Consider the following 18102-nt stretch of genomic DNA (forward strand, 5'->3'; position numbering starts at 1 on the left):
AAGCACCGACCGGACGAAAACACTGGTGGGCGGGTCCCCGAAGGAGCCCGCCCACCAGTGGTGAGTCCGGAATCGGCGTAGCCGGTCATGGAAACAGCGAAGCCGGTCCATCCGGGGATGAACCGACTCACTGGAGGACCGGCATGCCGGTCTGCGCGTCAGCGCGAGACCTTACCGGCCTTGATGCACGAGGTGCAGACGTTGAGCCGCTTCGGCGTCCGCCCAATCACAGCGCGCACCGTCTGGATGTTGGGGTTCCAACGACGGGGGGTACGGCGGTGAGAGTGGGAGATGCTGTTGCCGAAGCCCGGCCCCTTGCCGCAGACGTCGCAGTTGGCAGCCACAGGAGTCACTCCAAGACTTCAGATCAGATACTTTCGAAAACCCCGCTCACCCACCGGAGCACTCGCGTGAACCAGACCGGACAAGGGGGTGAGCCTGGACGGTTCCAGGCAACCGGAAGAGCATACAACGCTTGCTTCCGTCCCACGAAACTACCATGACCGGCTGAGTGATCGCTCCGGTCGCCGGGTCCGGACGGCCCTCCCCGCACCCCGATAACCTGCCGGTATCACCCCTCGCCGCAGCCGTGACCGTGCTGCCGCCCCACAGGCCATCGCGGCCCACCCGGAGGAGCCCTGGTGCTGCACACGCTCGACGCCCCGGCCGTGCGCACCTGGTGCCAGCTCGCGCTGCGCGCGCTCGGCCAGGCCCGCGAGGAGATCGACGCGCTCAACGTCTACCCGGTCCCGGACGGCGACACCGGCACCAACCTCTACCTGACCGTCGAGTCCGCCGCCGCCGAGGTGGAGAGCCGTTTCGCCGACCCCGCCGCCGAGCCGGCCCCCGGACTGGCCGACGCGGTCCGCGCGATGGCCCGCGGCGCGCTGGTCGGCGCCCGCGGCAACTCCGGCGTGATCCTCGCCCAGTGGCTGCGCGGCACCGCCGAGACGCTGGCCGAGGGCGGCGGCGCCGACCAGCTGCGGGCCGCCCTCCAGCGGGCCGCCGACTCCGCCTACCAGGCCGTCGCGGAGCCCGTCGAGGGCACGCTGCTGACCGTCGCCCGGGTCGCCGCCCGGGAGGCCGTCCGGGCCGGGGACGGCCTCTCGCAGGTCGCCGACACCGCGTACCGGGCCGCCCGGGACGCCCTGCGGCACACCCCCGAGCAGCTCGCCGTGCTGGCCGAGAACGGCGTCGTGGACGCGGGCGGGCGCGGCCTGGTGGCCGTCCTCGGGGCGCTCGCCGACGCCGTCGCCGGGCAGCAGCCGATGGGGCCGGTCGCGCTGCGCGGGGACGTCCGGGCCGTCGAGAGCTGCGAGGTGCACGTCCGGCCGCCGGGTCCCGGGCACCCCGCTTTCGAGGTCATCTACCTGCTGGACGCGCCCGACGAGGCGCTGCCCGAGCTGCGCGGGCGGCTCGCCGGGCTCGGCGACTCGCTGGTGATCGGCGGCGGCGACGGCCTGTGGAACGTGCACGTCCACGTGGACGACGCGGGCGCCGCGGTGGAGGCCGGGGTCGGGGCCGGGCGACCGCACCAGATCCGGATCACGCACTTCGCCGAGGCCGCCGCCCGGGCCGGCAGTACCGCGCCCGAGCACGGCGAGCGCGAGGAGCGGGCCCGCGCGGTGCTCTCCGTGGTCTCCGGCGGGGGCCTGGCCGAGCTGTGCGAGCAGGCCGGCGCCGTAGTCCTGCACGCCGACCCGGACCGCCCGCCGGCCAGCGCCGAACTCGCCGCCGCCGTGCGCCGCTCGGCCGCCCGCGAGGTCGTCCTGCTGCTCAACGACCCGGAACTGCGCGCCGCCGCCGGGGCTGCCGCCGACCAGCTGCGCGAGGAGGGCGTGAGGATCGCCGTCCTGCCCACCCGCTCGCCGGTGCAGGGGCTGGCGGCGCTCGCGGTGCACGAGGGCGGCCGCCGCTTCGACGAGGACGTGGTCGCCATGACCTCCGCCGCCGGGGCCACCCGCTACGCCGAACTCGCCGTCGCCGAGGGGGAGTCCTGGACGATGGCCGGGGTCTGCCAGGCCGGGGACGTGCTCGGGCTGATCGACGGCGACGTCGCGGTGATCGGCGGCGGACTGGAGGAGGTCGGCGAGAGCGTGCTGGACCGGATGCTCGGCGCGGGCGGCGAACTCGTCACCCTGATCCTCGGCGAGGGCACCGACGAGGCGCTCGCCGACCGGCTGGTCGCGCACGTGCGGCACCGGCGGCCCGAGGTGGACGCGGTGGTCTTCCACGGAGGACAGGAACCGGCACCACTGCTCATCGGCGTGGAGTAGCGCGGCGGCACGTCGCCCGGGCGGGGCGGCGGGCGGCGGGAGGCCCGGTTTGTCGGTCCCGTGGTGTAAACAGGGCGCTGATGGGCGCTCTCGATGAACCACTGACCAAACTCGTCGGCGACCGCACCGCGAAGGTGCTCGCCGACAGCCTCAAGCTGCGCACGGTCGGGGACCTGCTGCACCACTACCCGCGCCGCTACGTCGAACGCGGCCAGCTCACCAGCCTGGACGAGCTGGACGTCGACGAGCACGTCACGGTGCTGGCCCGGATCGAGAAGGTCACCCTGATCCCGTTCCGGGGCCGCAAGGGCGACCGCCTGGAGGTCGTCGTCACCGACGGCCGCAGCCGGCTCTCGCTGGTCTTCTTCAACCAGGGCTGGCGGCAGAAGGAGCTCAAGGCCGGCGCCCAGGGCCTGTTCGCGGGCAAGGTCGGCGTCTTCAACCGCTCCCGCCAGCTGGTCTCCCCGGACTACCAGCTCCTCGACGAGGACACCGGGTCGGACGCCGCGCGGCAGTTCGCCGGTCGGCTCATCCCGGTGTACGGGGCCAGCGCGCAGATGCCCAGCTGGAAGCTGTCGATCTGCATCGAGACCGCGCTCACCAAACACCTCGGCGACGTCGGGGAGCCGCTGCCCGCCGAACTGCGCGAGCGGCACGACCTGGTCCCGCTGCCCGAGGCGCTGGAGCTGATCCACCGACCGCGCAGCCAGGCCGACCGCGAGCGGGCCCAGAGCCGGCTGCGCTGGGACGAGGCCTTCGTGCTCCAGGTCGCCCTGGCGCAGCGCCGGGCCGCCGACTCCGCGCTGCCCGCCAAGCCGCGCCCGGCCCGCGCGGGCGGCCTGCTGGACGCCTTCGACGCCCGGCTGCCGTTCACCCTCACCGAGGGCCAGCAGAAGGTCTCCGCCGAGATCGCCGCCGACCTGGCGACCGAGCACCCGATGCACCGGCTGCTCCAGGGCGAGGTCGGCTCCGGCAAGACCCTGGTCGCGCTGCGCGCCATGCTCGCCGTGGTGGACGCGGGCGGCCAGGCCGTCCTGCTGGCACCCACCGAGGTGCTCGCGCAGCAGCACCACCGCTCGATCGTCGAGATGATGGGGGACCTGGCCGAGGGCGGCATGCTCGGCGGCTCCGACCACGGCACCCGGGTGGTGCTGCTGACCGGCTCGATGGGTGTCGCCGCCCGCCGTCAGGCGCTGCTCGACATGGCCTGCGGCGACGCCGGCCTCGCCATCGGCACCCACGCGCTGATCGAGGACAAGGTCCAGTTCCAGGACCTCGGCCTGGTCGTGGTCGACGAGCAGCACCGCTTCGGCGTCGAGCAGCGGGACGCGCTGCGCGCCAAGGGGGAGCAGCCGCCGCACCTGCTGGTGATGACCGCGACGCCGATCCCGCGCACCGTCGCGATGACCGTCTTCGGGGACCTGGAGACCTCCGTCCTGGACCAGCTGCCGGCCGGCCGCTCGCCGATCTCCACCCACGTCGTCCCGGCGCTGGAGAAGCCCAACTTCCTCACCCGGGCCTGGGAGCGGGTCCGCGAGGAGGTCGGCAAGGGCCACCAGGCGTACGTGGTGTGCCCCCGGATCGGGGACGACGAGGAGCCCGCGGCCCCGGCCAGGGGCGACGCGAAGAAGAAGCGGAAGCCGGCCGAGGAGGACTTCGAGGAGGTCGCCGACCTCGGCGCCGCGAGCGACGAACGACGGCCCCCGCTCTCGGTGGTGGAGACGGCCCGGAAGCTGGTCGAGGGCCCGCTCTCCGGGCTGCGGGTGGAGATCCTGCACGGGCGGCTCGCACCGGAGGCCAAGGACGACGTGATGCGCCGGTTCTCGGCCGGCGAGGTGGACGTCCTGGTCGCCACCACCGTCATCGAAGTCGGCGTCAACGTCCCCAACTCGACCGCGATGGTCATCATGGACGCCGACCGCTTCGGCGTCTCCCAGCTCCACCAGCTGCGCGGCCGGGTCGGCCGCGGCAGCGCGGCGGGCCTGTGCCTCCTGGTCAGCGAGATGCCCGGGGGCAGCGCCGCCCGGGCCCGGCTGGACGCGGTGGCGGGCACCCTGGACGGCTTCGAGCTGTCCCGGATCGACCTCGAACAGCGCCGCGAGGGCGACGTGCTGGGCCAGGCGCAGTCCGGGGTGAAGTCCTCGCTCAAGGTGCTCTCGGTGCTGGAGGACGAGGAGGTCATCCTCACCGCGCGGACCGAGGCCACCCGGCTGGTCGCCGAGGACCCGGAGCTGGCCGCCCACCCGGAGCTGCGCACGGTGCTGGAGAGCCTGATCGACGAGGACCGGGCGGCCTACATGGAGAAGGGCTGAGCCGGTCCGGTCGCACCCGTCCGGCCCGGGAATTGTCAGACCCCCGCGAGAGAATGAAGGTGTTCAGGACGCACCCTCAAGGTGCGCACCTGGCACGACACTTGGGGGTCATGCCATGGCATTCCGTCATCTCAACGAGCTCCCGCTGGGCGACAAGGTCTTCCGGATCGAACTCGCCAGCGACGACGACCGCGAGGTCACCCTCACCCTGACCGGCTGGCGCGAGGGGGCGGCCGCCGCACCGCTCGCCTCGGGCAAGCTCCGCCTGCCGGTCGAGGACGTCGCCTCGCTGCGGATCGCGCTCAACCGCGCGCTGCGGGCGCTGGCGATCGTCGCCGACGTCTCCGAGCCCATCCCCGACCGTGACGTGCTGCGCGAGCTGTACCCCGGCCACGGTGCCCCCTGGGTGCCGCAGCACGAGGAGGAGCTGGTCCGGCGCTTCCACGACGGCGAGACCGTCGCCCGGATCGCCGCCCGCTTCGGCCGCACGCCCGACTCCGTCCGGACCAAGCTGCGCGAGCTCGGGCACGACCCTCGCCGCCCCGAGTTCTGCCCGCCCGACGGCTGCCTGTCCTGGTCCCGCTACGCCTCGCCGGCCCTGCTCGGTGCGACCGTTCCGGCCCAGTCGGCGGGCTCCGAGGCGAGCTGACCGTCCGGGTGTGCGGGCGCGGACCGGCGGGCGCACCCCGCCGGGCCGCGCCCGTTCGGCGTGAGCGCGGTGATCGGGTCGGCGGTGGTCGGGATAGCGTGGTCGGGCAGCGACGAAAGGACCTCCCACCACCATGACCCGCGTGATCGCCGGGGCGGCCGGCGGCCGCCGACTGGCCGTACCGCCCGGCCGGGGCACCCGACCGACCTCCGACAAGGCCCGCGAGGCGATGTTCTCCACGCTGGAGGCACTGCGCGGCACCCTGCACGGGGCCCGGATGCTGGACCTGTTCGGCGGATCGGGCGCGGTCGGTCTGGAGGCGCTGTCGCGCGGCGCCGAGCACGTCCTGCTGGTCGAGGCGGACGGCCAGGCGGCCAGGGTGATCCGGGAGAACGTCCGCACGATCGGCCTGCCGGGCGCCGAGGTGCGGGCCTCGAAGGCGGAGAAGGTGGTCGTCGGCCCGCCCCCGCAGAGCCCGTACGACCTGGTGTTCCTCGACCCGCCGTACGCCGTGACGGACGAGGAGCTCCGGGAGATGCTGATCACACTCCTGGCCGGGGGGTGGCTCGCGGAGGACACACTCGTCACCGTGGAGCGCAGCACCCGCGGCGGCGAGTTCGGCTGGCCCGAGGGCTTCGAGGGCCTGCGCTCCCGTCGCTACGGCGAGGGCACGCTCTGGTACGGTCGCGCCGCCGCGGCCGACCCACAGGAGTAGCGGGCCGCGGGCCCGCACGAGCCGTCACCCCACGAGGGAGCACACACGCCATGCGCCGAGCCGTCTGCCCCGGATCGTTCGACCCGATCACCAACGGTCACCTCGACATCATCGAGCGGGCCTCGAAGCTCTACGACGTGGTGCATGTCGCGGTCCTGATCAACCGGAACAAGCAGGGCATGTTCACCGTCGAGGAGCGGATCGGCCTGATCGAGGAGGTCACCGCGGGCTTCGGCAACGTGGTGGTCGAGTCGCACCACGGCCTGCTGGTGGACTTCTGCCGGGAGCGCGGCATCCCCGCGATCATCAAGGGCCTGCGGGCGGTCAGCGACTTCGACTACGAGCTGCAGATGGCCCAGATGAACCACGGCCTGACCGGCGTGGAGACGCTGTTCGTGCCGACCTCGCCGACGTACAGCTTCCTCTCCTCGACGCTGGTCAAGGAGGTCGCCTCGTACGGCGGCGACGTCTCGCACCTGCTGCCCGAGATGGTGCACCGCCGGCTGGTCGAGCGGATCGCGGAGCGCAAGGCCGAGCAGTAGGCGGCCGGTTGTCCTTTTCTGCCGGTTCGTCACGCCTTGTCCTTCGGCCCGGAGGCCCGTTCGGCTCGGGCGTTGTGACCCGGCCCCGGGGTGGCCGTACAGTCTGTATTCCTGCCCTGCGGTGAGGTCCACCGCGCCGGGCCTGCCTCCGCCGGACCGTCGGCGGCACACGGAAAGACGAAGCCCCGTGGACGTGCAGAACAAGGTCGACGAGATCGTGGCGGCAGTGGAGAACGCCCGCTCGATGCCGATGTCGGCCTCCTGCGTGGTGAACCGGGCCGAGCTGATCGGCCTGCTCAACGACCTCAAGGCGGCCCTGCCCGCCGAACTGGCCCAGGCCCAGTCGGTGATGGCCGACCACGAGCAGGTGGTGGCCGGCGCCCAGGCCGAGGCCGACCGGATCATCCAGGGGGCGCACAGCGAGCGCGGCTCGCTGATCTCGGACACCGAGGTGGTCCGCCAGGCGCAGTCCCAGGCCGACCGGATCCTCGCCGAGGCGCGCTCCGAGGTCGACGCCAAGCGAGCCGAGGCCGACGACTACGTGGACAGCAAGCTCGCCAACTTCGAGGTCGTGCTGACCAAGACCCTCGGCGCGGTCGGCCGCGGCCGCAGCAAGCTGCGCGGCGACACCGGCGTCTTCGAGGCCGAGCACGACGGCGAGGGCGACGGCGAGGAGTTCCGGCCGCAGCGGCTCAGCCCGAGCCCCGAGGTGGACGAGTACGTCGACGTGAAGCTCGCCACCCTGGAGGGCGTGCTCGGCGCGACCCTGGAGGCGGTCGGCAAGGGCCGCGACAAGCTGCTCGGCAAGCGGCCGATCGACGAGCTGGGCGCCTACCTGGCCGCCGCGGACGAGGCCCAGCAGGCCAAGGAGCGGGCCGAGGCGGTGGCGGCGGGCTTCGCCGCGGACGCCGACGGCGAGGACATCGCCTGGTACCGAGAGGACGTCCCGCAGCAGCAGACCTGGCCCGAGCAGACCCCGGCCGCGGCCGGCTGGCAGACCCCCGGGTCCGATCAGTACGCGGCCGCCCAGCAGCAGGGCGGGCAGTACGCCGAGGTGTACGGGGGCGGCTACGACCCGGCCGGCCAGGGTGACCCGTACAACACCCAGTGGGGCCAGCAGCAGACCGGCGACTACCAGCAGCACGGCTACCCGGCCCAGCAGCAGGACGGCTACGGCTACCAGCAGCAGCAGCCCCAGCAGGGATACGGCGCGCAGTCGTACGACGGCTACGACTATCCGCAGCCGCCCGCCGCCCCGCCGGCCGTGCCGCAGCAGCAGCAGGGCCTGGACGAGACCAGCTTCTTCGACACCAGCATGATCGACATGACCAGGCTGCGGGAGCTCGGCGGCCGCTGAGCGGACCCGCGCGACCGCTCGGCGGACCTGCGCGGAGCCTCCCGCCGGGACCGAAGTTGGGCCTGGCGGGAGACTCCGGTAGTCTGACCACTCCGGCATCCCCATGTCCGGCTTTTCGCTTGCCCGCGCGACGCCGACGTGATGGAGACGCCACCGATCACTCAATCCGATGGAAGTCAGGACACCGTGAACCGCCTCGACCACCGCGACCCCCTCGTGTTCGACACGCACGAGCTCGGCCGTCGTCCGGGTGCGATGCGCAAGGTGAGCCGGACTCTGGAGGCCCCCGAGGGCTTCGGGATCATCGACGTGATCGCCGTCCCGGAGAAGAGCCCGATCGAGCTGGAGCTCCGCCTGGAGTCCGTGGTCGAGGGCGTGCTGGTCACCGGCACCGCCGGGGCCCACGTCGAGGGCGAGTGCGTCCGGTGCCTGGAGCCCGTCGACTTCGACATCGACGTGGACTTCCAGGAGCTGTACTACTACCCGGAGTCCGACGAGCGCCACCGCGCCCGGACCACCGGGACCGAGGACCTCGACGAGGACTCGGAAGAAGAGACTTACCGTCTGGAGGGCGATTTCTTCGACCTCCAGCCGGTGCTGCGTGACGCGGTGGTGCTCGCACTGCCGCTGCAGCCGGTGTGCCAGGAAGACTGCCTGGGCCTGTGCTCCGAGTGCGGAGCGCGCCTGAGTGACGACCCGGCGCACCACCACGATGCCGCCGACCCCCGGTGGGCGGCACTGCAGGGACTCTCCGCCGCCCCCGGCGACGAGGGTGACGGAACCAAGACCAGCGACACCCGTGAGGGTCTCGCCGAGAACCAGGAGAAGTAGCCGTGGCTGTTCCGAAGCGGAAGATGTCGCGCAGCAACACGCGCCACCGTCGGTCCAACTGGAAGGCCGTCGTCCCGGCCCTCGTGGCGTGCGACCGCTGCCACGAGCCGAAGCTGGGCCACATCGCGTGCCCGAGCTGCGGCACGTACAACCGTCGCCAGGTCCTCTCGGTCTGATCGGCGGGGTGCACGGATCGATGTCGGACGGTAACTCCACTCGCAAGGCGTCCACCGCCCCGAAGGTCTCTTCGGGCGGAGGCAAGGCCGGCGGGCCGGCTTCGACCGAATACGACGTCCTGGAAGGGCGCCTCGGGTACACGCTCGAGCGCGCCCTTCTGGTGCGTGCCCTGACTCACCGCTCGTACGCGTACGAGAACGGGGGTCTGCCCACCAACGAGCGCCTGGAGTTCCTCGGCGACTCGGTGCTGGGCCTGGTGGTGACCGACACCCTCTACCGCGTCCACCCGGACGTGCCGGAGGGCACGCTCGCCAAGCTGCGCGCCGCGGTGGTCAACTCCCGCGCGCTCGCGGACGTCGGCCGCGGCCTGGAGCTCGGCACGTTCATCCGCCTCGGCAAGGGCGAGGAGGGCACCGGCGGCCGCGACAAGTCGTCGATCCTCGCCGACACCGTCGAGGCCGTGATCGGCGCCGTCTACCTGGACCGGGGTCTCGACGCCGCCACCGAGTTCGTCCACCGCCTGTTCGACCCGCTGATCGAGGAGTCCTCTCAGCTGGGCGCCGGACTGGACTGGAAGACCAGCCTCCAGGAGCTCACCGCCTCGGTGGGCATCGGGGTTCCCGAGTACGTGGTCATGGAGTCCGGTCCGGACCACGAGAAGACCTTCACCGCGGCGGCCCGGGTGGCCGGCGAGGACTTCGGCAGCGGCGTCGGCCGCTCGAAGAAGGAAGCCGAGCAGAAGGCCGCCGAGAGCGCGTGGCGCGCGATCAAGGAGAAGTACGCCGACCGCCTGCCGGCCGGCGCCCAGGGCTAGCACAGCGGGCGGCCGACCGGTGGCCGCCTGAAGTAGCCTTCTCCTGCTGATCGTTCCTGCAGGAGGCGTTTCCCGTGCCCGAACTCCCCGAGGTCGAGGTCGTCCGACGTGGTCTGGCCCGCTGGGTCGCCGGGCGGACCGTCGCCGACGTCCAGGTGCTGCACCCGCGCGCGGTGCGCCGCCAGCCGGCCGGTGCGGTCGACTTCACGGCCCGACTGACCGGCACCACCCTCGGCACCGCGCAACGGCGCGGCAAGTACCTGTGGGTGCCGCTCGCCGGTGGCACCGGCGCGGGCTTCTCACTGATCGGCCACCTCGGGATGAGCGGCCAACTCCTCGTCCAGGACCCGTCGGTGCCGGACGAGACGCACCTGCGCGTCCGGCTGCGCTTCACCGACGGCGGCCGCGAACTGCGCTTCGTCGACCAGCGGACCTTCGGCGGTCTGGCCGTCGAGGAGGCCGAGGACGGCGACCCCGAGGGCACGCCCGTCTCCATCGCGCACATCGCCCGCGACCCGCTCGACCCGCGCTTCGACGACGGGGCCTTCGTGACCGCGCTACGCGCCAAGCGCACCACCGTCAAGCGCGCGCTGCTCGACCAGACCCTGATCAGCGGCGTCGGCAACATCTACGCCGACGAGGCGCTGTGGCGCTCCAGGCTGCACTACGACCGTCCGACCGCGACGCTGACCCGCCCGCAGGGCGCCCTGCTGCTGGCCAACGCCCGGGACGTGATGACGGCGGCGCTCGCCGTCGGCGGCACCAGCTTCGACAGCCTCTACGTCAATGTGAACGGCGAGAGCGGCTACTTCTCCCGGGACCTCGACGCCTACGGCCGCGAGCACGAACCCTGCCGCCGGTGCGGCACCGCGATCCGGCGGGCGGCCTGGATGAACCGCTCCAGCTACTTCTGCCCCCGCTGCCAGCGCGTGCCGCGGGCCCGCAGCGGGGACTGAGTCGACGCTAGGCCCTGTTCCGGCCAGCGAGTTCGGGCTGCTCGGCGCCGGTGTCGCCGGGCGTGCCGTGGGTGTCCTGGCCGAAGTAGGCGACCCCGACCGCGGACACCACCGCGAGCAGGAAGCCCAACACGCCGAGCCAGCCCAGGCCGGCCTTGGAGGAGTCGCCGAGCCAGATCACGCCGACCGCGCCGGGCAGCACCGTCTCGCCGACCACCAGTGCGGCCGTCGCCCCGTTCACCGAGCCGATCTGCAGCGCCACCGTGTGGATGTACATGCCGCCGAGGCCGCCGACCAGGATCGCGTACAGCGCCGGGTCGGAGAGCAGTGAGCCGAGGTCGAACGGCTGGACGCCGTTCAGGATGCGCACACCGACGCCCAGGGCGCCGAAGCCGAGGCCGGAGAGCAGACCGGCGACGATCGCGCCGCTCGCGCCCATCCGCCGCACCAGCAGACTGCCGCCGACCAGCAGCACGGTGGTGATGATCAGCAGCCACCAGTGGAAGGACATGGCCGCGTGGTGGCCGCCCTCCGGGCCCGCCGAGACGGCCAGCAGCACCAGCGCCGAGCAGAGCACCCCGATCGAGGCCCACTCCAGCTGCTTGAGCCGCAGGCCCAGCAGCTTGATGCTGAGCAGTGCGGTGATCACCAGGTTGGCGCTGATGATGGTCTGGGAGAGGAACAGCGGCAGCAGCCGTGCGGCCAGCGCGCCGAGTCCGAAGCCGATCAGGTCGAGCACCGTGCCGAGGATGAACTCCCAGGTGACGGCGGCTTTCGCGGTCGAGGACAGGCTCGGTCCGCCGTGCTCGGTGGTCGAGGTGGTGGCGCCCCTGGCGGCTTCCTCGCGGGCGGAACGGCGGGATCCGACGGCCTGCAGGACCGAGCCGGTGCCGTAGCAGGCGGATGCCGCCACTGCCGTGACGAGGCCGATGATCACCAGGTGCTCCGATCGGGAGTTGGGTCAAGAACAGGTCATGGGACCGGCGGTCCGGCACCACTATGCCCGTCCGCGCGGTACGGTCGGCACGCCCCCCGGAGCGCCCCGGAATCGGGCCGGACCCGCCGGGACGTACGTGCGGGCGCCTCCTGCGGTTCCCGCGCCCCGTCCGCCTCAGGGTCGGTCGGGGGAAACATCATCCCCGAGAAGGGGAGCGGCCCCGGCGGACGGCGGGGAGCCTTGTCATAACCAGTATGCGAAGGGTATGGCGTGCTCCGGCGCCGCTCACGGTAGCGTCGGGGGCATGAGAACCCTTGCACGACCTTCCCGGGGCGCCGGGCCGCTTGCCCTGGTGGTGGCGCTGCTCGGGCTGTTGCTCCTGCTGGCGCCGGCCGCGTCGGCCGCCGGCGGACTGAGCGACGCCTCCGCCACCCTGAAGAAGGGCAAGGTCTATGTCGACCCGGCGATGGCCGACCGCTTCAGCCAGGACCAGGCCGACGCCCTGACCAAGAAGATCGACAAGGCCGACAAGCCGATCTTCATCGCCGTCGTCCCGGACTCGCCGGCCTACGGCAAGGACACCGTCTTCAAGGACCTGCGCACCATGGTGGGCGTCGACGGCGTATACGGGATCTGGCGCGGCAACCAGTTCGCGGCCCGGGCGGACCGCGGCGCACTGGGCGCCGGCCTCCCGGAGCGGATCTCCGGCGCGGCCTTCCGCTCCCACAACGGCGACATCGACGCCACCCTGAACGACTTCGTGGACCAGGCCGCCCCGCAGACCAAGGGCGAGGGCGTCAACCACAGCACCTCGATCGCCTGGGTGGTCATCCCGCTCGTGCTGGTGGCGCTGGCCGGGGCCGGCGTCTTCCTCCTCTTCCGCCGTGCCAAGAAGCGCAAGGAGGAGCAGGCCCGCGCCGAGCTGGACCAGCTGCGCCGGGTGGTCGACGAGGACATCACCGCCTTCGGCGAGGAGCTGGACCGGCTCGACTTCAACCCCGCCGCGGCCGACGCCGACGACGCCCAGCGCACCGACTACACCCACGCCCTGGACTCCTACGAGAAGTCCAAGCGCCTGATGGACGAGGCCAAGCGGCCGGAGGACGTCAAGCAGGTCACCGAGGCGATCGAGGACGGCCGCTTCGCGCTCGCCACCCTGAGCGCCCGGCGGGACAAGCGTCCGCTGCCCGAGCGCCGTCCCCCGTGCTTCATGGACCCGCGCCACGGCCCGTCCGTCAAGGACGTCGACTGGGCCCCGGCCGGCGGCTCCCCCCGTTCCGTCCCGGTCTGCCAGGCCGACGCGGACCGGGTGGCGGCCGGCCTCGACCCGGCCGTCCGCACGGTCGACACCGACCAGGGCCCGCAGCCGTACTGGAACGCCGGCCCGGCGTACGCCCCGTACGCGGGCGGCTACTACAGCAGCTTCGGCGGCGGCCTGCTGCCCGGCCTGCTGGTCGGCACCATGCTCGGCTCGATGATGAGCTCCCCGGCCTACGCCGCGGCGCCCATGATGGACGGCGGCCACCACGGCTACCAGGACCAGCACGAGGGCGGCGACTACACCGGCGCCGACTTCAACGGCGGTGACTTCGGCGGCTTCGGCGGAGGTGACTTCGGCGGCGGCGGTGGCGACTTCGGCGGTGGCGGTGACTTCGGCGGCGGCGGGGACTGGTAGCCCGACCCGAGCGCCCCACCCCGTGCGGCCCCGCCGGTCCTTCCGGCGGGGCCGCACCCGTGTCCGGGCCCGCACACCCCGGCCCGCGCGCCCGGGCCCGAGCTGTGGCCGGACACCCGGGCCGCTAGGGTCGGGGCATGCACGGTCGCGACGCCCACAGTGAGGAACCGGTCCGGGTCACCGCCTGGGTGCGGGGGAAGGTCCAGGAGGTCGGGTTCCGCTGGTGGACCAGGGCACGGGCGCTGGAGATCGGCTTGACCGGCTACGCCGGGAACCTCGGCGACGGCCGGGTCCAGGTGGTCGCCGAGGGGCTCGCACCCGACTGCGAGCAGCTGCTGGCCCTGCTGCGAGGCCCCGGAACCCCGGGCAGAGTGAGTGGTGTGACCGAGATCTGGACGGCCGTCGGCCCTGGTTACGCGGGTTTCGAGATCCGCTGAGCCGCCCCCCGGAGGACCACCGCCGGAGCGCCCGGGAAAAGATCCGGAACTGTCGGTGTCACGAGGTTGCCATCCGGGCAGACTCGTGGTTGACTCCGCATCGAACGATGATCCACGAGCACCAGGTGGACCCGTCCCGAAGGCCCCCAGGCGTGACCACACCGCCGGGCAGGTGACACGGGCGCGGTAGCGTGCGGTGATCGTGTTGACCCTTTCCGTCTTTGGTGAGACGCTGGAAACCCGCGCACACGACCGCGTTTATCCGGCAGGCGCATGCCCTCGTGAGCCCAGCTCACGGTGGTTGTGCCGTAGTGCCCAGCCAGCACTTCCGGTGGCGCGCCGCGCGTGCGTCCCCCTTCCCCCTAGACCTGGACCGTTCCGGTTCGGTCACTCAGCGTGGAGGACCATTCATCATGGCAAAGGCGCTTCTCGGGTACGTCGGCGGCCCCGACCCGCGAATGCTCTCCGAGATGCGACGGCTTCAGCAGCGCGTCCAGGACCTCGAAGCCGAGCTTCTTCGGATTCAGGCCGAGAACGACGCTCTCACCGCTGTCGCTGACGAGCACTCGCTGCTCAACAGCATCGATCTGGATCAGCGGGAGCCGGCTCTCACCTGAGTCCCGCCCGGTCCTCGCAGATCGACGCCGCTGTGCACTGAGCCGCCCCGAAAGGGACGCAGCTTGCAAGGGACGCCCTGATGTGGCGTCCCTTCGTCGTGTCCGGCTCCGGATACAGTCGCACGCTGGGGCCCTGGCGAGCGACGAGGAGACCGGCCGCGTGCACCTGAAGAGTCTGACGCTGCGCGGGTTCAAGTCCTTCGCCTCCAGCACCACGCTGCGCTTCGAACCGGGCATCACCTGCGTGGTCGGCCCGAACGGCTCCGGCAAGTCGAACGTGGTCGACGCGCTGTCCTGGGTCATGGGCGAGCAGGGGGCCAAGTCGCTGCGCGGCGGCAAGATGGAGGACGTCATCTTCGCCGGGACCAGCGGGCGCGCCCCGCTCGGCCGCGCCGAGGTCAGCCTCACCGTTGACAACACCGACGGAGCCCTGCCGATCGACTACTCCGAGGTGACCATCACCCGGACCATGTTCCGCAACGGCGGCAGCGAGTACGCGCTGAACGGCGAGACCTGCCGCCTGCTGGACATCCAGGAACTGCTCTCCGACTCCGGCATCGGCCGCGAGATGCACGTCATCGTCGGGCAGGGCCGGCTCGACTCCGTCCTGCACGCCGACCCGATGGGCCGCCGCGCCTTCATCGAGGAGGCGGCCGGCGTCCTCAAGCACCGCAAGCGCAAGGAACGGGCGCTGCGGAAGCTGGACGCCATGCAGGCCAACCTCAACCGGGTCCAGGACCTGGTGGCCGAACTGCGCCGCCAGCTCGGCCCGCTCGGCCGGCAGGCCCGGATCGCCCGCCGGGCCGCCGGGATCCAGGCCGACCTGCGCGACGCCCGGCTGCGGCTGCTCGCCGACGACCTGTCCACGCTCCGCCGGGCTGTCGAGGCCGAGGTCGCGGACGAACTCGCGCTGCGGCTGCGCCGCACCACCGTCGAGCAGGAACTGGCCCGCGCCGTCCAGCGCGAACGCCTCCTGGAGGCCCAGGTCCAGCAGCTCGGACCGAGCCTGGAGACCGCTCGGCAGACCTGGTACCGGCTCTCCGCACTCGCCGAACGCACCCGCGGCACCATCGGCCTGGCCGGGGCCCGGGCCCGGCACGCCACCGCCGGGGGCCAGGTCGAGGAGCGGCGCGGCCGCGACCCGGAGGAGCTGGAACGGGAGGCGGAACGGGTCCGCGAGGAGGAGGCCGCGCTGGCCGAGGCGCTGGAGGAGGCGCAGTATTCGCTGGCCGAGGCCGTCGAACGCAAGGGCGAGCTGGAACGGGCGCTGACCGCCGAGGAGCGCCGGTTGCGGGACGCCGCCCGGGCCATCGCCGACCGCCGGGAGGGACTGGCCCGACTGCAGGGACAGGCCGGCGCCGCCCGCTCCAAGGCCGCCGCCGCACAGGCCGAGATCGGGCGGCTCACCGAGGCGAGGGACGACGCGCTGCTGCGCGCCGAGGCCGCGCAGGGCGAACTGGACGCGCTCCAGCAGCAGGTCGACGGGGCGGCCGGGGACCACGACCGGGCCGAATCCGGCTACCGGGAGGCCCGCGAGCGGCTGGCCACCGTCGAACGGGAGCTCACCGCCGCCCGGGAGGCGGCCGGCGCCGCCGAGCGCGAGCGGGCCGGGCTCACCGCGCGGCACGAGGCGCTCGCGCTCGGACTGCGCCGCAAGGACGGCACCGGCGCGCTGCTGGCGGCGGGGGAGCGGCTGGGCGGACTGCTCGGCCCGGCGGCCGCGCTGCTGCGGATCGAGGCCGGGTACGAGGTGCCGGTGGCCGCGGCGCTCGGCGCGGCGGCCGACGCGGTCGCCGTCGACTCGCCGTCCGCCGCCGCCGAGGCGCTGCGGCTGCTGCGGGCGGACGACGCCGGGCGGGCCGCGCTGCTGATCGCCGGTGCGGCCGACGGGCCCGACGGGACCGCGGAGTTGCCGGAAGGGGCCCGCTGGGCCGCCGAACTGGTAGACGGCCCGGCCGAGTTGCTCGCCGCCGTCCGGCAGCTGCTGGCCGGGGTGGTGGTGGTCGCCGACCTGGACGCGGCGCTGCGGCTGGTCACCGCGCACCCCGGGCCGTCGGCCGGGGGCCCCGGGCTGTCCGCCGTCACCGCCGACGGGGACCGACTGGGCGCCGGCTTCGCGCACGGCGGCTCCGCCGGAGCGCCGAGCCTGCTGGAGACCCAGGCGGCCGTGGCCGAAACGGCCCGGGCGATCGAGCAACTCACCGTCCGCTGCGCCGAGTCGTCCGGGCTGCTGGCCGAACTCACCGCGCGCCGACGGGAGTCGGCCGCCGAGGTGGATCGGCTCGGCGAGCTGCGGCGGCAGGCGGAGAAAGGGCGGGCCGAGGTCGCGGGAGCGCTCGGCCGCCTCGGCGGGCAGGCCCGCGCCGTGGCCGGGGAGGCCGAACGGCTGTCGGCCGCCGCCGCGCGCGCCGACCAGGGCCTCGCCGATCTGCTGGACACCGCGCAGGAGTTGTCGCAGCGGCTGGCCGCGGCCGAGGAGTCGGCGGACGCGGGGGAGGACGAACCGGACACCGCGGAGCAGCAGCGGCTCGCGGAGGCCGCGAGCACGTCCCGGCAGGCCGAACTGGAGGCCAGGCTCGCGGTGCGCACCCACGAGGAGCGGGTCCGCGCGCTGACCGGACGTGCCGACCAGCTGGACCGGGCCGCCCGTGCCGAGCGTGAGGCGCGCGCCCGGGCCGCCGAGCGCCGCCGGCGGGCCGAGCACGACGCCGGGGTGGCGAACGCCGTCGCGGCGGGTGCCCGGCAGCTGCTGGCCTGTCTGGAGGTGTCGCTGGCGCGCGCGGACGCCGGGCGGGCGGCCGCCGAACGGGCGCGCGCCGAGCGCGAGGAGGAGCTGCGCGAGCACCGCGAGCACGGCCGCGGCCTCAAGGAGGAGCTGGACAAGCTGGTCGACGCCGGGCACCGGGACGAGGTGCTGCGGGCGGAGAAGCGGCTGCGGATCGAACAGCTGGAGTCCCGGGCCCTGGAGGAGTTCGGCATCGACGGCGGCGAACTGCTCGCCGCGTACGGACCGGACACTCCCGTCCTGCCCGCGACGCCCGAGGAGGGGCAGGAGCCGGGGGAGCCGTACCCGTACGTGCGGGCCGAGCAGGAGAAGCGGCTGAGGGCCGCCGAGAAGGCGTACCAGCAACTCGGCAAGGTCAATCCGCTGGCGCTGGAGGAGTTCACCGCGCTGGAGGAACGGCACAGGTTCCTCGGAGAGCAGCTGGACGACCTCAAGCGCAGCCGGCGCGACCTGCTGGACATCGTCCGGGACGTGGATCAGCGGGTCGAGCAGCTGTTCACCGCGGCGTACCACGACACCGCCGCCCAGTTCGAGGGCGTCTTCGCCCGGCTCTTCCCGGGCGGGGAGGGCCGGCTGGTGCTGACCGACCCGGACGACATGCTCGCCACCGGGGTCGAGGTGGAGGCCCGCCCGCCCGGCAAGAAGGTCAAGCGGCTGTCGCTGCTGTCCGGCGGCGAGCGCTCGCTGACCGCGGTCGCGCTGCTGGTGGCGATCTTCAAGGCCAGACCCAGCCCGTTCTACGTGATGGACGAGGTGGAGGCGGCGCTGGACGAGACCAACCTGCGCCGGCTGGTCGGCATCATGGAGGAGCTGCGGGAGAGCTCCCAGCTGATCGTGATCACCCACCAGAAGCTGACCATGGAGTCCGCCGACGCGCTCTACGGGGTGACGATGAAGGGCGACGGCATCTCGCAGGTGATCAGCCAGCGGCTGCGCCCGGGAGCCGGTCCGGGGCGACGGTCCGACGGGGAGCGCCGGGAGCCGCCGACAGGGGTACGCACCGCGTCGGTGTAGGGCGGATG

Annotated in this window: 16 protein-coding genes; 14 read left to right on the plus strand and 2 right to left on the minus strand. The window is 73.2% G+C overall.

Annotated elements, in window-relative coordinates:
- Window positions 1–158: 158 nt before the first annotated feature.
- A complete protein-coding gene (rpmB, locus tag AB0D10_RS29745) occupies window positions 159–344 on the minus strand; it encodes a 50S ribosomal protein L28 (RefSeq protein ID WP_014138233.1) in 186 nt (61 codons plus the stop codon).
- A gap of 297 nt (window positions 345–641) precedes the next feature.
- Between rpmB and AB0D10_RS29750 the strand changes: the two genes are divergently transcribed.
- The 10 genes from AB0D10_RS29750 to mutM all read left to right on the plus strand — a co-directional run bounded on the left by AB0D10_RS29750 (window position 642) and on the right by mutM (window position 10629).
- Window positions 642–2276, plus strand: a complete 1635-nt coding sequence (locus tag AB0D10_RS29750) for a DAK2 domain-containing protein (RefSeq protein ID WP_360262037.1) — start codon at window positions 642–644, stop codon at window positions 2274–2276.
- A gap of 80 nt (window positions 2277–2356) precedes the next feature.
- Window positions 2357–4588, plus strand: a complete 2232-nt coding sequence (gene recG, locus AB0D10_RS29755; RefSeq protein WP_360262038.1) for an ATP-dependent DNA helicase RecG — start codon at window positions 2357–2359, stop codon at window positions 4586–4588.
- Between the two features lie 115 nt (window positions 4589–4703).
- Window positions 4704–5237, plus strand: coding sequence for a hypothetical protein (locus AB0D10_RS29760; RefSeq protein ID WP_360262039.1), 534 nt, complete (start codon window positions 4704–4706; stop codon window positions 5235–5237).
- A 133-nt stretch (window positions 5238–5370) separates the two neighbouring features.
- Entirely contained in the window at window positions 5371–5952 is a 582-nt protein-coding gene (rsmD, locus tag AB0D10_RS29765) for a 16S rRNA (guanine(966)-N(2))-methyltransferase RsmD (RefSeq protein WP_360262040.1), read from the plus strand.
- A 50-nt stretch (window positions 5953–6002) separates the two neighbouring features.
- On the plus strand, window positions 6003–6494 hold the full coding sequence (coaD, locus tag AB0D10_RS29770; RefSeq protein WP_360262041.1) for a pantetheine-phosphate adenylyltransferase: 492 nt from the start codon (window positions 6003–6005) through the stop codon (window positions 6492–6494).
- A 187-nt stretch (window positions 6495–6681) separates the two neighbouring features.
- Entirely contained in the window at window positions 6682–7851 is a 1170-nt protein-coding gene (locus AB0D10_RS29775) for an ATP synthase F0 subunit B (RefSeq protein ID WP_360262042.1), read from the plus strand.
- 186 nt (window positions 7852–8037) lie between these two features.
- Window positions 8038–8682, plus strand: coding sequence for a DUF177 domain-containing protein (locus tag AB0D10_RS29780; RefSeq protein ID WP_360262043.1), 645 nt, complete (start codon window positions 8038–8040; stop codon window positions 8680–8682).
- 2 nt (window positions 8683–8684) lie between these two features.
- Window positions 8685–8858, plus strand: coding sequence for a 50S ribosomal protein L32 (gene rpmF / locus AB0D10_RS29785; RefSeq protein ID WP_030056747.1), 174 nt, complete (start codon window positions 8685–8687; stop codon window positions 8856–8858).
- A gap of 20 nt (window positions 8859–8878) precedes the next feature.
- Complete coding sequence (gene rnc, locus AB0D10_RS29790; protein WP_360262044.1) at window positions 8879–9673, plus strand: ribonuclease III; 795 nt, start codon at window positions 8879–8881, stop codon at window positions 9671–9673.
- 74 nt (window positions 9674–9747) lie between these two features.
- Complete coding sequence (gene mutM / locus AB0D10_RS29795) at window positions 9748–10629, plus strand: bifunctional DNA-formamidopyrimidine glycosylase/DNA-(apurinic or apyrimidinic site) lyase (protein ID WP_360262045.1); 882 nt, start codon at window positions 9748–9750, stop codon at window positions 10627–10629.
- Between the two features lie 7 nt (window positions 10630–10636).
- Here the strand turns inward: mutM and AB0D10_RS29800 are convergent, their stop codons facing one another.
- Window positions 10637–11566 carry a hypothetical protein gene (locus AB0D10_RS29800; protein ID WP_360262046.1) on the minus strand — a complete coding sequence of 310 codons (930 nt, stop codon included), beginning with the start codon at window positions 11564–11566 and terminating at the stop codon, window positions 10637–10639.
- Between the two features lie 304 nt (window positions 11567–11870).
- Here AB0D10_RS29800 and AB0D10_RS29805 point away from each other — a divergent pair, with 304 nt between their 5' ends.
- The 4 genes from AB0D10_RS29805 to smc all read left to right on the plus strand — a co-directional run bounded on the left by AB0D10_RS29805 (window position 11871) and on the right by smc (window position 18094).
- Window positions 11871–13241, plus strand: coding sequence for a hypothetical protein (locus tag AB0D10_RS29805; RefSeq protein ID WP_360262047.1), 1371 nt, complete (start codon window positions 11871–11873; stop codon window positions 13239–13241).
- A gap of 137 nt (window positions 13242–13378) precedes the next feature.
- A complete protein-coding gene (locus AB0D10_RS29810; RefSeq protein ID WP_360262048.1) occupies window positions 13379–13678 on the plus strand; it encodes an acylphosphatase in 300 nt (99 codons plus the stop codon).
- 413 nt (window positions 13679–14091) lie between these two features.
- Window positions 14092–14295, plus strand: a complete 204-nt coding sequence (locus tag AB0D10_RS29815; RefSeq protein ID WP_360262049.1) for a hypothetical protein — start codon at window positions 14092–14094, stop codon at window positions 14293–14295.
- A 160-nt stretch (window positions 14296–14455) separates the two neighbouring features.
- A complete protein-coding gene (gene smc, locus AB0D10_RS29820) occupies window positions 14456–18094 on the plus strand; it encodes a chromosome segregation protein SMC (RefSeq protein WP_360262050.1) in 3639 nt (1212 codons plus the stop codon).
- Window positions 18095–18102: the final 8 nt, after the last annotated feature.

The organism is Kitasatospora sp. NPDC048545, from assembly GCF_040651155.1.
Taxonomy (GTDB): Bacteria; Actinomycetota; Actinomycetes; order Streptomycetales; family Streptomycetaceae; genus Kitasatospora.